Source organism: Klebsiella sp. LY (genome assembly GCF_004010915.1).
GTDB lineage: Bacteria > Pseudomonadota > Gammaproteobacteria > Enterobacterales > Enterobacteriaceae > Klebsiella > Klebsiella quasipneumoniae.
In genome coordinates this window covers 94552-109389 of record NZ_CP022441.1, presented here as the reverse complement: position 1 = coordinate 109389, position 14838 = coordinate 94552, and the positions used below count along the sequence as shown (strand labels likewise).

At 44.9% G+C, this 14838-nt stretch carries 15 protein-coding genes and 2 pseudogenes; 11 read left to right on the top strand and 6 right to left on the bottom strand.

Translation table 11 applies throughout. The features are described from left to right. Nucleotides 1–16 precede the first annotated feature (16 nt). Both CE636_RS28380 and CE636_RS00670 read left to right on the top strand, forming a co-directional pair. A complete protein-coding gene (locus tag CE636_RS28380; RefSeq protein ID WP_014839972.1) occupies nt 17–181 on the top strand; it encodes a hypothetical protein in 165 nt (54 codons plus the stop codon). 646 nt (nt 182–827) lie between these two features. Continuing rightward, nucleotides 828–2069, top strand: a complete 1242-nt coding sequence (locus tag CE636_RS00670) for a hypothetical protein (protein WP_017900693.1) — start codon at nt 828–830, stop codon at nt 2067–2069. A 66-nt stretch (nt 2070–2135) separates the two neighbouring features. Here the strand turns inward: CE636_RS00670 and CE636_RS00665 are convergent, their stop codons facing one another. Then, entirely contained in the window at nt 2136–3104 is a 969-nt protein-coding gene (locus tag CE636_RS00665) for an IS5 family transposase (protein WP_072096747.1), read from the bottom strand. A gap of 135 nt (nt 3105–3239) precedes the next feature. Between CE636_RS00665 and CE636_RS00660 the strand changes: the two genes are divergently transcribed. From CE636_RS00660 to CE636_RS00640, 5 genes are all read left to right on the top strand, one after another. Continuing rightward, nucleotides 3240–3662, top strand: a complete 423-nt coding sequence (locus tag CE636_RS00660; RefSeq protein ID WP_009654205.1) for a hypothetical protein — start codon at nt 3240–3242, stop codon at nt 3660–3662. After that, nucleotides 3655–3837, top strand: a complete 183-nt coding sequence (locus tag CE636_RS00655; RefSeq protein ID WP_009654202.1) for a hypothetical protein — start codon at nt 3655–3657, stop codon at nt 3835–3837. The genes CE636_RS00660 and CE636_RS00655 overlap by 8 nt, the downstream gene beginning before the upstream one ends. Beyond that, nucleotides 3830–4249 (top strand): hypothetical protein, encoded by a 420-nt coding sequence (locus tag CE636_RS00650; protein ID WP_017900692.1) that lies wholly within the window; start codon nt 3830–3832, stop codon nt 4247–4249. The genes CE636_RS00655 and CE636_RS00650 overlap by 8 nt, the downstream gene beginning before the upstream one ends. Before the next feature lie 23 nt (nt 4250–4272). Beyond that, the gene (locus CE636_RS00645) at nt 4273–4710 is read left to right on the top strand and encodes a hypothetical protein (protein WP_017900691.1); all 438 of its coding nucleotides are present in this window, start codon (nt 4273–4275) and stop codon (nt 4708–4710) included. Between the two features lie 95 nt (nt 4711–4805). After that, complete coding sequence (locus tag CE636_RS00640; RefSeq protein ID WP_017900690.1) at nt 4806–5297, top strand: hypothetical protein; 492 nt, start codon at nt 4806–4808, stop codon at nt 5295–5297. Between the two features lie 503 nt (nt 5298–5800). Here the strand turns inward: CE636_RS00640 and CE636_RS00635 are convergent. Then, the gene (locus tag CE636_RS00635) at nt 5801–6214 is read right to left on the bottom strand and encodes a hypothetical protein (RefSeq protein WP_017900689.1); all 414 of its coding nucleotides are present in this window, start codon (nt 6212–6214) and stop codon (nt 5801–5803) included. A gap of 303 nt (nt 6215–6517) precedes the next feature. On the opposite strand from CE636_RS00635, the gene umuD reads away from it, so the two are divergent. Together umuD and CE636_RS00625 are read left to right on the top strand one after the other, a co-directional pair. Next, on the top strand, nt 6518–6940 hold the full coding sequence (gene umuD, locus CE636_RS00630; protein ID WP_014839973.1) for a translesion error-prone DNA polymerase V autoproteolytic subunit: 423 nt from the start codon (nt 6518–6520) through the stop codon (nt 6938–6940). Then, nucleotides 6940–7068 (top strand): annotated as a pseudogene (locus CE636_RS00625) (DNA polymerase V subunit UmuC); the annotation flags it as partial. The gene umuD and the pseudogene CE636_RS00625, both read left to right, overlap by 1 nt. A 44-nt stretch (nt 7069–7112) precedes the next feature. On the opposite strand, the gene CE636_RS00620 reads toward CE636_RS00625, so the two are convergent. Together CE636_RS00620 and CE636_RS00615 are read right to left on the bottom strand one after the other, a co-directional pair. Next, complete coding sequence (locus CE636_RS00620) at nt 7113–9341, bottom strand: Mov34/MPN/PAD-1 family protein (protein WP_014839974.1); 2229 nt, start codon at nt 9339–9341, stop codon at nt 7113–7115. Next, nucleotides 9338–10519 (bottom strand): hypothetical protein, encoded by a 1182-nt coding sequence (locus CE636_RS00615; RefSeq protein ID WP_017900685.1) that lies wholly within the window; start codon nt 10517–10519, stop codon nt 9338–9340. Before CE636_RS00615 ends, CE636_RS00620 begins: the two co-directional genes overlap by 4 nt. Nucleotides 10520–10655: 136 nt before the next feature. Here CE636_RS00615 and CE636_RS00610 point away from each other — a divergent pair, with 136 nt between their 5' ends. Continuing rightward, nucleotides 10656–11516, top strand: a complete 861-nt coding sequence (locus CE636_RS00610) for a WYL domain-containing protein (protein ID WP_017900684.1) — start codon at nt 10656–10658, stop codon at nt 11514–11516. A 7-nt stretch (nt 11517–11523) separates the two neighbouring features. Next, the gene (locus CE636_RS00605) at nt 11524–12042 is read left to right on the top strand and encodes a hypothetical protein (RefSeq protein ID WP_014839975.1); all 519 of its coding nucleotides are present in this window, start codon (nt 11524–11526) and stop codon (nt 12040–12042) included. A 39-nt stretch (nt 12043–12081) separates the two neighbouring features. Here CE636_RS00605 and CE636_RS29275 read toward each other — a convergent pair whose 3' ends face one another. Further along, the gene (locus tag CE636_RS29275) at nt 12082–14292 is read right to left on the bottom strand and encodes a tyrosine-type recombinase/integrase (RefSeq protein WP_032447056.1); all 2211 of its coding nucleotides are present in this window, start codon (nt 14290–14292) and stop codon (nt 12082–12084) included. Further along, nucleotides 14276–14833 (bottom strand): annotated as a pseudogene (locus tag CE636_RS00595) (tyrosine-type recombinase/integrase); the annotation flags it as partial. The gene CE636_RS29275 and the pseudogene CE636_RS00595, both read right to left, overlap by 17 nt. Nucleotides 14834–14838: the final 5 nt, after the last annotated feature.

Genomic DNA, 14838 nt, shown 5'->3' with positions numbered 1-14838 from the left:
TTAAAAAGGTGGTCGAATGAAAACCAACGAACAATTACTCAGTGCACTGATTGCTGCACTGGAATGGATTGATGCAGTTCCTTCGGATACGGTTCTGCCTGCTATGCCAGGATTTGACCGCGACGAAGTGAACGAGTTGATCGCAAACGCCCGCAAAGAGCTGCAATCAAAGGTGAGCTAAACAGATGAGCCGTACCGTGCATAGCAGGAGACTTGTACCTGCTATGTTTCCGGCGACGTGGTACTGAACCTGAAAAGTAACTTTTCCATCGACGTTCGGGGGCCTTTTTTTGAACAGGAATCAACATGACGGGTCAAGCGTCTACGATTTTCACAATCAGATAAAAATGGTTTCTTCCTTCCCCCACAAGCTTTGCCACCATTCCCAGCGCCGCTTTTGTCAAAAAGTTACTTTTGAAAGCACTGACTCAGCACCTAAAAAAGTTACTTTTCTGCCCTTGTAAACGTGTCCGATCGTCTTTTCCACCCTCAAATAAAAGTAACTTTTGACAATTTATGCCAAAAACCAATGAAACACGCATCTTTCCTATGCCCCTTCATTTCTCGTATCTCATTCAAAATGCTCCAGAAATTATGAAATACGGGAAACCACTGCAAAAATTTTCTTCCTCTAAACACTAAAATCCGCCTCCTGGTTCCCTTGTCACAAAGAAATCATGTGTAGAATTTTTGCCGTGAACAAAAAAAAGTAACTTTTTTCACGCCAAAGTGAAAATAGGGGCTTGATGGAGCGTTTTGAAAATGTATCCTGGGTCTAACAACGGCAATGACCGTTAAACCACATACAACAGGAAGAGGAAAATTCAATGACTACTGCAACTCTGGCAACTCCAGCTAAAACCAAAAACGAAAATGTTTCTCTGCGTACCTTCTTAGAAAAAAACGGTATCGGTGGTCGTCTGGGCAATGGTCTTGTTATGGACCCGACGCATCTGAACATCATCCCTGGCTTTAACACCCGTACTGCTGGCCTGGGTGAGGCTTACTGGGAACTCCCGGAAGTTAAGGACCACCTGGCGCGTCTGGCGCAGCAATATGCCGATAGCCCACTGGAAATGGCCGCTATGGTTGTCCAGGTTCGTGATGGCCAGGTTGTCATTCGTCAGGGACACTGCCGTCACCGTGCAATCCCTCTGGCTAATAAAATTCGCGAAGAACGTGGAGAAGGCCCGGTAGATAAAATCCGTGTTGACGAGTTTCGTGGCTCGGATGGTAAAGCAGAGCTCTTTAACCTTAAAGGTAACGATCAACTGCCGGTTTCTATCGTTGCGCAGGCAGAATCACTGTACCGCCTGCACAACGATAGCGAAGAGCCTATGAGCATTGAGGAACTTGCCGAAGCCCGGAAAGTCTCCGTTACCCATGTTCGTAAATTGCTCAAAGTTCACACCGCCCCGGAAGCGTTAAAAGGTCTGGTCGTAAAAGGTGTTGTCGCATATTACGCTGCTCTCGACGTGATGGAAAAACATCCTGATAACTGTGTTGCTATTATTCAGGAAGCGTATGATAAGTTTGGCAAAGCCACTGACAAAACCATTGGGCAGGTCCTTCTTGCTCAGCGTGCAGGTGAAAACGGCACCAGCGGTGAATCTGATGGCAACGTGACAACCATTACAGCGACTGATGCAGGTAACGCATCTAATAGCACTGCTGGCGCTGCTGCTGGTGCAGTTGATGGCTCTGCAGGGAATGAGGCTGGTGTTGCTGGTGGTGGCTCGGAAGAAGGGGCAGGGAGTGACAATACCGAACCGACGCCGACTCCGGCCCCGAAACGCGAACCTAAACAAAATTTCAAAACTCAGCTGTCGGTATTCGACGTGCTGCCGAAAAAAATCTCAAAAGAGATCGTCGATAACTCGCTGGAAGTTATCAACCGTATCGTTGTTGATGCGAAAGAAATTCCGTTTATGGAAGACGGTGCGGAAGTTCTCACTAAAGCTCAATATCAACTGACTCTAACCTATGAAGAGTTCGTGCAACTGACAGCAGCCAAAGACAGCTACGATAAACATCTGGAAAAAATCCAGAAAAAAAACACAGAGCAGTAAGGTAATAACCGGCTTTGTTGAATAAATCAGATTTCGGGTAAGTCTCCCCCGTAGCGGGTTGTGTTTTCAGGCAATACGCACGCTTTCAGGCATACCTGCTTTCGTCATTTTGTTCAGCGCTCGTACCAGGGCCATAGCCTCCGCAACCTGACCATCGTAGTCACGCAGCGTCAGTGAACCCCCGAACAGCTGTTTTACCCGGTACATCGCCGTTTCCGCTATCGAGCGACGGTTGTAATCTGTTGTCCATTTCCACCGTGCATTGCTTCCGCTCAGCCGCTGATTAGCAACGGCACGGTTACGGTCTGCATATTCACCGGGCCAGTAACCCGCACCTTTTCGGGGAGGGATAAGCGCGCTGATTTTCTTACGCCGCAGTTCATCGTGACAGAGCCGGGTGTCGTAAGCCCCGTCTGCCGCGGCTGCCCTGATTTTTCTGTGAGTCTGCCGGATAAGACCCGGGAAGGCTTCTGAGTCCGTGACGTTATTCAGCGACAGGTCTGCACAGATGATTTCATGTGTGTTGCTGTCAACTGCCAGATGCAACTTTCGCCATATACGACGGCGTTCTTTGCCGTGTTTTTTGACTTTCCATTCGCCTTCACCAAAGACCTTCAGCCCGGTGGAATCAATCACCAGATGCGCGATTTCACCTCGGGTGAACGTTTTGAAACTGACATTAACCGACTTTGCCCGCTTACTGACACTGGTGTAATCCGGGCAGCGCAACGGAACATTCATCAGTGTAAAAATGGAATCAATAAAACCCTGTGCAGCCCGCAGGGTCAGCCTGAACACGCGTTTAATGACCAGAACGGTGGTGATGGCGAGATCAGAATAGCGCTGAGGTCTTCCCCGTGATGAAGGCGTTGCCGACTCATACCAGGCCTGAATAGCTTCATCATCCAGCCAGAAAGTTATGGAGCCACGGTTGATGAGGGCTTTATTGTAGGTGGGCCAGTTGGTGATTTTGAACTTTTGCTTTGCCACGGAACGGTCTGCGTTGTCGGGAAGATGCGTGATCTGATCCTTCAACTCAGCAAAAGTTCGATTTATTCAACAAAGCCGTAATAACCGTAACCGGGGAGATATCCCCGGCTAACATCCTGTTTATTTCATTTCGAATACATTACCGGCTTGTTTTCAGATAAGCCAGGGGACATACATAAAATGAATTTTATTAAGCTTATTATTTTATTTGCCGTTGTGGCTTTGCTGGTTTATGGATTCAGCGGTTTATCAGGAAAAGATTCCGTCGCCTTTACATTTCTGAGCTTTGGTTTTTCAGCTGTTATAGCTGCATTTTTCTGGATAATGATTGTGTTGCTGGTGGCTCTGTATTTGTTTGCTTCAAGCTCAATCAGTATTTATCCAAAAATGCTTTTCCTGGAAGGTACACTTTTTGGCTGGTGGTATTTTGTTTTCAATTTTCTTATACCAGACGGACAGTCTCTAACCTTGCTGGGCGTAAATATCTATAACCTTGGGGGTTATTTTATATACGGAACGACCGTGCTTATTGGTATCGGTATTGTGATGATGATGTTCCGGCGGTCAACTAATCAGGTTGATAAGGTGAAAAAGCATGGCTGATTTCGCTTCAACAAAACAAAATTCATCGTTCGAGCTTTGGTTTGAACAACTCCAGATTTTGGCTGAACTGAATGGTGATGTCGCTGGAGAAAAGGCTGACTGGGTACAGGCCTATGAAGCGGGAATGGCTGTTGATTCTGCGTACTATGAAGCCTTTGGTGACAGTGATGACTGACACGAACAATCAGGAAAGAAACGGTTCAAAATTTCTGTTTGGTGTGACTTCTACCGACCGCATTATTCAGACTGAGCAAGGCGATGGATTCATTAATTCATGTATCGCAGCTCACGGGATTATCACCAAAATTATTTTGACGAGCTATCGTGCTGCTGGTGCTCTTACGGAGATGGTTCTCTTTAATGAGCAAGGTGCTACCTTCGTTATTACCATTGAGTCAGGGGTGTTTACACCTTCTGGATTCGTGCTAACTGATGAAGATATCCAGATAGCACACAAGCAGATCACATTATCCGACACAACAGACATATTAATCCTGGCAACGAGGATGGCTAGACGTGCAGGGCTTAAGCCCGTTTTTCCTGAACAATCGGAATTTAGTTCGATTTTAGAATTTACAGTCAATTAACGCACATTTATTAAGGTGAAAATATGAGTTCTGATGGTGTTGAATTGTCTTCTATATCCGATGGTGTTGAGTTGTCTTCTATATGGGAGGCGGGTTCCTGGTTTCCCGTTCGTGAGTTTGGCATTCTGTTATTAGTCATGCTGTTCCTGATGATTGTTTTTGGTATTTTTAGGAAAGATTTTTCCCATTTAAAACCACTGCTCACATTGTTTGTTTTGTTAATTGCTCTTGGCGGGACGATACTCTTTATGACCTTATTCTTTTCTGCCAAAAACAAAAATGAAGCTGAATGGCGAGACTGGGCAAAAGACCACTGTAAAATTGTTGCTAAAAAAGATGGGTCAACAACTACTGGTGTCGGTATATCCCTGAAAGGGCAGGCTGGCCTGTTTATTGGCGGAGAGCCAGGGCAGACCGGTTACAGTTGCGATGATGGCGTGACTTACTGGAAAAATGAGTAAGACCAACCATTGCGATATCCTTTTTACGTTCTATTTATAATCTGTTTGCGATAAATATCTATTTACTATTTCAGCTACCTGTAAGGAAATTTTATATGATGCAACATAATTCTTTACCTGAACTGGTTCAGGCGAATGTGGATGGCTACAGCCGTAGTATCAATAGTTTTTTGCAGCAAACTAAGGTGATGCCTCTGGCTTTCATCATTGGCGAATCTGGATCCGGTAAAACTTGTCTGGCTAATCTCGCATTACCAGGGGCTTTATATCCCACTGCGCGGGAAATCGCAGAATGTGACAATATCTCTGAAGACTTTTCAGGGGCTGACATAGTCATTGATGATATTGAGCTGTTTGACGCAGATAAAATCCACGAATGCATTCTGGCGGTTCGTGCATCAGGACATAAAATCATAATCACCGCCAATCCTGCAGAACATACTTTGTGTACAGGTCTCTTTAGTCGTCTACCTGTGCCTACTCGGTGTTTTTTTGCGAGGTTGCATGATCGCCATACTCTTCAGGAGATGAAGAGAGAAAAAGACTCCCTGAATATCCCGGCTACTGGTTCGAATTTTTCAGCCTAACTTAAACCCCGGCTTCGCAGTTTGGCTGGTATGTCCCCCGCTAGCGGGGGTTATCGGCAGTAATTTGATGCCCTCATTTGCACCTGAAGTATGTCCCCTGGATGCGGGGGTTATCGGATGCTGAGCCAGCTTAAACTGTGTGTCTGTCCCCCGTTGGCGGGGGTTATAGAGCAGTTGGTCTTTTCGGAATTGATTGTTTTCGGTGCGGGCCCCGTAAACGGGGGGATGGACGATAGCGAAAGCTCTCCTTGATTCCTCTCTTGTGTGCCCACAATCTCGCGGGGGGTGATGCGAATGAATTTTGGCGAGCAGGGGGCGCATCCCTGATTTCGTCTAATGGATTAAATCAAATAGTAGCGTGTCCCTAGAAATTTCTTCTCCTGCATTCATGAGGAAGCAACTCAATATTAGAATATTTTCTCAAGGAAAGTTACTTTTCTGTCGTATAGACGTTTGCACAAATTTCAACTCAATAACCTAATATCCTAGATAGCTCCACTGTATTATGCCTGGTTCCAAGGGGTTACATACGAGTTATCTGGTCGTTTTAATCTAAAGTTGTTGTACGGAAATTCTCCATGGCGCTCTACTATCCATATTTCGTTGAGCACCTCTTTGCGCTCTGAGTTCGGATTAACGATGAATGCTTGTACGGTATCATCTTCCTGATCGATGACAATGCATCCCGACCGAATGTCATCGTCAGATGAGGTAGGACAATCTTTATTCCCATATACTTCTGCAACACTTCCGTGATCGTTAATTTTCCAACCAGGAGAAATAGCTATGGATGGTAACTTAAATGCTCCCTCTAAGAAAATCTGCTTTATATAAATATCAACTGAGTCTTTAACTTGATCGCAACCAGTAAGCAATAAGCCTGACATTATTGTTAGAGTGATAAGTTTCATTTTCATTTGCGATGTCCTCCTTTTTTTAAATTTATCACCTGTCGAAGATTTAATCATTATTTTATGAGTCACAAATGTGAATTAAAGGGCTTATGCAATCAAAATGGAGTGTTCGGTCAGATTCAACAGTTGATATCAGATGGTAGACGCCTTGATGCTTGTGTTTGGGTTTGCTCAGATGAAAAACAGCCAGTAATTATGGATTTACGAATGACGTCGCTAACCTGTTACCTGATGGGCTGGGAACCGCCTGAAACATAATTTATACTGTTTATTTATACAGTTATATTTTGTGGCGAGGTTAGTTATATGTTATTGGTTCCTAAAGAAAATCTGGTGAAACTTAACATTCCACTGTTTCTTGAGTTATGCCCCGCTGGTTTTCCAAGCCCGGCCCAAGACTATACCTCCAGTGAGTTAGACCTGAACGATTATTGCATAAGGCATCCCTCTGCAACCTATTTTGTCAGGGCACAGGGGAACAGCATGCAGGATGTGGGGATGCGGGATGGAGATTTGCTGGTGGTCGACCGTTCACTACGCCCTCAGAACCGAGACATTGTGATTGCCGAAGTGGACGGGGGCTTCACAGTTAAACAGCTCCAGACTACTCCGAAGCTGGCCCTTCTGCCCATGAATAATGCCTATTCGCCTATTTACCCTAATCCTGATGAACTTACTATTTTCGGAGTGGTGACACATTGGGTTCACCGTGCCAGGGGTAATATCTGATGTATGCACTGGCTGATGTAAACAGCTTTTATGCAAGCTGCGAAAAGGTCTTTCGCCCAGACCTTCGGGATAAGCCTTTGATTGTTTTGAGTAATAATGACGGCTGCGTAATCGCTAGGTCAATTGATTATGTGGAATTGCAAGTAACACTGTGATGCAGATGAAGCGAACTTCATCTGACTATAATGTTGATATCGTTTTCCGCAACAATCAGCATCACAGCAGGTAAACCTTCCACACTCATTTTTTGATGTAACTTTTTGATTAAATTATCATCTTCATTACTGGCTTTCGCTGAAAATCCTTGAGGATGGGAGTGCCATTCACCAACATAATCGACAACACGAGCGGTCAGCTGCTGAACCCGTTCTAATGCTTCCTTTTGTCCCTCTTCTCCTCGGACAAAGAAGGCTGGTGAGGATTTACTGTCGATAGGTTCTGGGAACACATCAACCAGAATAATAGTCTTGTTCTTAAAATCAGTTATGCCCACAATAGCGCCCCCGGTTTCATTCGGTAGGGCCTGTAAACGGGTATGTCTCAGTTTTTGTTCTAAGCCTTGATCGTATCTAACAATCCATTCGCCAGCAATTACAGATACCACAGGGTAAAGCTCAATTTCATGAGCGCTCACTGCACCTGAATTTTCATCAGACACCCAGATACATAATCGAGCATCATCCTTAAGGACGGTCTGCCGTAGTTGGCGCGACAGGATACCAGCATGAACGTGAATACATTCGTTAGACATACGTACAGAAATATCCCTACATCCACCACCGACCCAACGATCACCATAATTGTGCTGTAGGTGAGTGTTTCCCCACTCGCTGCTCAAAATTGCCCGGTAGTATTGCCCCTCAATTGCATCAATTCGGCACTGTCTGTCTGTATCCTCTATTAACATCACGCTGGCCTTGCCTGATGGTGTCAGAAACAGACTAACTGTTCTGGGTATATCATCTTTTAACGCTAGGGTCCTAGGCACCTCAAAGGTGGTACTGACATCCACAACTAAGTGAGCCTCATTCACAGCTCTGGCAATATCATGATCGTCATCAAGAATACTTTTATTGATCGCTCCGGGGAGAGGTTCATGTGGATAAATACTACCTGCGAGGTGCCGAAGAATATCAGTTTTAGGGTATCCAATATGATCATCAACCCCAATATGGCGGGGCAGATTATGTGGAAGGAGTTTGTCAGGATCGATAAATGTCCAGTGTCCCCAGCCGATTCGTATCCAGATATCAGCTAATGTGCCGCCAAGAGCCCCAACGCCAGCCAGAACACCATAGAAAGATGCATTATCAGAATCAACAGCAGAAATGTCTCTTGCTCGTGCAGCATTCATAGCAGAACGTATTTCGACAGGTAACAGTGGTAACTGTTGCCATTGTGTACCTCTTACGCCACCAAGTAGTCGGAAACGGTGCTGTATTCCCCGCTCATTCCTGGGGGCAAGTATGTCTAATACGCTGGCAAGTTCGTAGAGTGAGCGTTCCACGATATAGCCCATAACATCAGTACGTTCTGTTTTACCATCCCTTAAACGAGGAACCCATAGCAGAATTAGCAAACCTTCCTTTTCACCAGAGCTAGGGCGAAGACCTGTATCAGGTATAGCATCATAAACAGCATCAGCGAGTGGCTGGAGAAGTTCACTTCCCCAGGATTGAAGCTGCTCTTCCAGTTTTTTCAGATTGTCAGGATATGAAGCAACTAATGAGGCTTCAACTGGTGGGACGGCAATGGTTAATAAGCGAAATGGTCTGATGCCCTGATTAGAATGTTCAGGTACAGCCCTTAAAATTATCGGCTTACCATTGCTGACCATCTGGAGGCTGAGTTTATGAGCTGCGGCATGATTATAATCAAGATAATTCGCTGGTAAAATAAGTTGATAGGGGCTCATATAAAAAAGTTGCTCAAGAGGTTGGTCTTCTCGATGCAAACGTTGTTCAGCTGATTCTCTGAGCCACCAAAATATTCGCTCAATAAATCTTTCAGGTGTCCAGTTGCGTTCGACGGCGTTCCAAGATACATCATAAAGGCAAAGAATTTTTGGAGAGTCTGGTACACCTGCATGTTGATGAGATAAAACAGGAAAATCTTTACGCAATGCATGAACTAGGATCGGGATAGTGAACTTAGGGTTTATCTCAATAGCTAATCGTTCTTTACGACGAATGCCGGCCTTATTGCCAGAAGTTACTGTACCATCAGCAACATCAATGACTAGGTATTCCGAGCGGTCATTGTTTTGCTCAGATAAACGTAATTCTCGAACAGTTATATAGGGATGCTGTTCGCATGCTGTAAGCAATGAGATTGTTTGCGGATATAGGCTATCACGCCCCGATGAATCGAGGCGTTTACCCAATTCGAAATATTCGATCATTGGTTTATTACACCTGCCCGGGGTGCGGCTGCCGTAGCAGCGCTTGTCGCAGCAGAAACTGCACCAACAATAGCGGGAATCAATTTTCCATCTCGTGCCACTTCAAACTCAAGAACAGTTTTATCTTTAAGGTCGCCCGTGCAACTGAACCAACCATCAACATTATCCAGAATATCATCGTACTCACGTTTAGCTCGAATACACGGAGGATCATAATCGTCATCAAGTATCTGTTTGCTGCTGGAAACTATTGTCGCTCCAGAACGCGCTTGCCCTAAAGCATTACGGGCCGCATCGCAAACCAGAGCATCTTCTCCCCATTGTGACCAGCTATAATAGGAAAGTGAATGCCACGAACAATGATGTGGTGTGAGGAGAAGATCATACTCCAGCACCTCAGGATTGCTTTTGTAACGATTCCATAATCGCTCCCAGATGAGAACTTCTGCATCCCCACCGAGTAAAAAGTGCATAGGATTACGAGAATATGCGGAAGGCAGTATTTTCATATTCATAATGATACTGGATTCATTTTTAGAAAGGGCTTCTTCCAGATTTTCATCATCTTCATGTGGTGCGGGTGCCAGAAGCTGTGCAGAGAAAACGTCTGAAACTTGCCCGTCAATTCTGGTGAATGTATCACCAGCTTTAATAAGAATGGCACTCAGATCATCCGTTTTACCGTTAATATCTTCACCCATGATAAGAATGCGATTACCGCTAAATGCGTAACCATGTTCCCGCCAGTATTTTACACGGCGCCGAGCTTCCGTATTAAATGCCTGAGCATCTTCGCAAAGTGTGTGATTTTTCGAACGACGTCGAAAAATCAATGGTGATGACCACAACTCTCGGATGATTATGCGTTTTTCTGAACGTTTCAGATGGTCATCTGGATAGTCTTCAGGACGGCCCAGCCAAAAATGTTTACGTAGCCCCCCACAATGGTCCTGATCCGGATGACTCAGCATAAAGACGTCAACAAAAGGGCGATCGTTATTATCGTACTTCAATCTGTTACGTAGCGCCGAGGCAACATCAGGTGTGTCATCTTTGGGGTCATCAGCAGCAGAACGGATATGTACATCAGTCAGAATGGATGTACCCGGGGTATCAGCCAAACGCACCAGTGTCATATCACCGTTGCCGACCTGGAAAAAAGTAACTTTTGCTGCCATCGACATCTCCTTCAGGGATACGAAAGATTGAGGTTAAGAACATCTGTTGCTAAGATACATCTAGTAATTATTCGAGTCTAGTAACTATACGTATATTTTTTAGACTCAAATTGTAAGCACAGGAAATGATTGATAAATGATTGATAAAATGGTGCGAACTGGTCATTGGGGCCAAGAGAGACGACTTGAATTCATCGATTTTCGCCTACTGTGGGAAGGTCGACTTAACCGTGCAGATATCACTACATTTTTCAGAATTTCTGTGCCGCAGGCTTCATTAGATTTGGCTAAATATCAAGAGATTGCACCAAGAAACATGGTGTATGATCGAACTCAGAAGGCTTATGTAACTACCCCAGATTTCAAACCTGTTTTTTCAAGTTTTGACAGTAATCATTACCTGAATGAACTATTAGGGCGAGAAAATGGAATAGTGGATCCTTGTGATAGTTTCATTGGATGGGCCCCTCCGGTTGCCAGCCTTCCTCTTCCGGCTAGGAAAGTACAACCTGAAATATTGATTGATTTAATCCGGGCCATGCAAAGAGAACAGGCTTTGGTTGTTGATTATCGTTCGATGACTAATGAACCAGCGGTTCGTATGTTATACCCAACTGCATTTGCACATGATGGTCATCGGTGGCATATTCGCGCCTATTGTTTTAAATCTGCAATGTTTAAAGATTTTGTCCTTGGCAGATTCTTTAATATTATTGAATTTGTTTCCCCACCGACATCAATTCCACAAGATGTTGACTGGAATACATTTATTGATGTGGTGATAGGTCCAAATCCTAACTACGATACGAATAGACGGCTATCTATTGAGCATGATTACCAAATGGTGCATGGCGAGGCGAAAATTCGGATACGTCAAGCACAATTATATTATCTTAACCGTCGGTTAAATTTGGATGTGAAAATCGATTCTTCAATAGATGATAAGCAGCAAATCATCATGCTAAGAATAGAAAAACCTGAAGATTCTATAGGATAAAGTTAACATGAATGTAACTGGTATTAATAAAAACAATAAGGAATGGATGATTGCGATAATAATCACCTACCTTTTTATTCTGTTATGTCTGGCAACATACGCTATTGGGGCTATGTCTCTGGGGTGGTTGCCTGCACCTTACGCACCATTAAGGGTGCCACTGATGTGTGGCACCATTGCCTATATTGGTGGTTGTTTATATTGTTTTCGTGCAATTTACATCAATAAATGCATTAGAAAACAATGGGATCCAGATTGGCATGTATGGTATTTCATCCGCCCACTTACCAGTACAATTGCAGGTGCAATCAGTTACTTATTTCTTAAAGCAGGATTGTTAGTTCTGGAATCTAGCTCCAATGCAGGGTCCAGTGAAATGGGTTTCTTTGCATTGGCGTTTATTGCAGGCTTTAATGTCGATAAGTTTGTCGCGAAAATTGAGGAAGTTGCAAAGGCCGTGTGGGGGATTGAAAAAACAAGAAGTGCAACTAATCATGAGGTAAAAGACTTAGATAAAAAAGAATAACTTGGATATTCAAATTAACCGGGATATTTTTTCGCTATTTTATCTTTTTTGCTTGTCTGGTGTTTCAATGTTTTTTAATTTCTCTAATAATTTGTCTATCGCACCAATATCATTATTTACTGCTGCCTGTTCATCATCCGTCAACGGGATCTCCTGCATCATTTTGAGTAAATTCTGACGCCCCTCTATATATTGCGCTTCTGATGATGATTTAGGCAGGTAGAACGAACATTTTGCACAAGCCATACGGTGTGGGCACTGTTCAAAAAAGTCATAACTACACAATCCGTGCCCAAGGTCATAATATCGCCATGGTTCTCCTTTCTGCATTTGTCCGGACGAAATTGCATCCTGATCGATCAGCACCGAAACCATACGACGGTTTCGCTCAAAGTATCCTGCTTTAGACAGAGACCCTGCCAGTTTTGTCGGTGTGATATCGATATAATGCTGTGTCGAACTGGGAGAGGAATGTCCGAGCCAGCGCTGTAACTCAAATAATCCTAGTGGTTCCCGGGCATTAAACAGCTGGCTGGCTATAGTTGCCCGCGCTCTGTGGCTAGTGATAGTCCCCCTGATATCTTCGTTTGGAACACCAGCTTTCCGACAAAGCATCGGAATTAAGGATTTATTAATATAACTCTGGCTAATCCGAGCAGCTTTATGCATAAAAAGATAACTGACAAGTTCACCCGTTTTTAAATCAAGTTGGTCTGGTTGTATATTTCGTTCTTTTTCCCAGCAATCAATGTATTCCCCTACGATTGGATCAACAGGTTTGGTGAAGGCCGTGCTGGTTTTGTTCACGGGGACATCCAGCAAACATATCCGAGAGCCGCCCTGATGTTCATCATTTTGCCAGCGTATACAGCCTGTTCGCATCCGCAAAATTTCATCACGACGCAACCCACCAAACAGCCAGAGAACACATAATGCACGAACCATAGAAAATGGGTAGCGATAGTAAAGTTGTTCACCATAATGCAGATCCTGCTCCTGCAGGTTCAACCCTGCCCAGACAAGTTTACTCCATATATCATCAGCAACGACTCTTGGTGCAGGGCCAATACTGGCCCGGATAGCGCGGGGTAAACGGAACGTTCTGACAGGATCAAATCGGACGATAATAAGCCCCCATTCCTGAAGGTCTCGAAAAAAAACTCTGATAGCCTGTAAAATCCCCGCCCGTGCAGAGGCTGTCATTAACTGGCCTATTCGATTCTGATACATATGGCGCGGTTCAGACCACTGGCCTATTTTCATTTGACACACTGCAGCTACGTATTCAAGTGCGATGTCCCGGCTCCAGTCTGCAGGAGAATGTATATCAGGGTGAGTGGCTTTCAGCCAGCGCCCACACTGCAGGATGCGGTACCATGTACTGAGTTCAGATGATGGTGCTTTAATAGCGGTTTTACGCCAGCGTTCACACCATCGCAACCATTCTTCCGGAACGTTACTGGTTGCACGATATTCCCCGTGAGGCCGTCTGCGCTCAAGAATACGATGGTCAATGCCCGCGGGGAACAGCCCCATCGCAGCAAATATCCTTGACAAGGTGGCCGCAGAGCGACGCATATAAACAGGCCCGTAAGTTATTACTCGCTTAAGTGTTTCCAGTTCCAATTTTTCAGGATCAACCTGCCGCTGACAAAGCATAGACAGCAGTAGCGCATTACGAATGTTATTGTCAGCAGCGACAAAGCCGAGGCGCTGCATGTTCTCCTGAAGCTTGTTTACCGCCGCCTCTGTCGCCGGGCGGCCAAAAACTTTGACAGAAAGCCGATAATGATAAAAGCAGCCAGCCGCCTCAAGTCGATTAAATCCGCACAGTAACCAAGCAATCGCGAGGATATACTGTCGACAATTACCACAGCTGCCATATTTTTTGCGAAATACCTCTTCACTGCTGCACAGCACTTCGAGCCAGTCGTCCTGGGTCCATGACCAGTAGTTTTTTTCCAGCCGGTGCATTTCCAGAATGATGTCATGAATTGCAGAATTGGTTGTTGTGGATGCGGCATTCATCCACTTTAATGCTGCTCTGAGTGGAATTATCAGGCGAGAAAGCCTTTGTCTTACACAGTTCGACCAGTTTTGTTTATGACGTCCAACAACATACTGAGCCAGGTTTATCAAAGTATCTCGTTCAATCGGCTGTAATTTGGGAGAACAATCCCAGTCAGGATCAGGTTGCCATTCTTCGTAGTCAAAAGGGGCTGGCGCATCATATTCAGTTTTCATTGCCATCCGTATTGTCCCCCTTTAAATTGTGTAACCGATGTTCATGTATCGACGCCATACCTGCGTTAAATTTTTCCGTAAGATCACGCGCACTAAGATGGATATAAAGTAACGTTGACTGGATACTCTGATGGCCGGCAAACGTAGCGATCTCATGAATATCCCAGTCAGCTCTGGCGAGATCGGTCAGACATAGATGTCTGAAGGTATGCGTACTCAATTGGGGTAGCCCCGCCTGCATTGCCAACGACCTTACGATCTTGGACCAGGTCCACCGGGTTATTGGCGCAGTTCTGTTGCGACAGGAATAAGAAAGAAACAGTGGGCCACGGGAAGTATTTAATTGTCGCCGTTCTGCTAACCAGAGGAAATATAACTCTCCGGTTACGACAGAATAGGGCACAACCCGACCTCGCTTAGTTTTTGTCGTTTCAGCCCGAACTGTTAGCAAGCGACGAGAAGGGTCAATATCGCCGGTAGCAACGGAGCACAACTCTTCCCGGCGCAGGGCACAGTCGTACGCAAGAGATAGCATAAAAGGGGTTCGAGGTT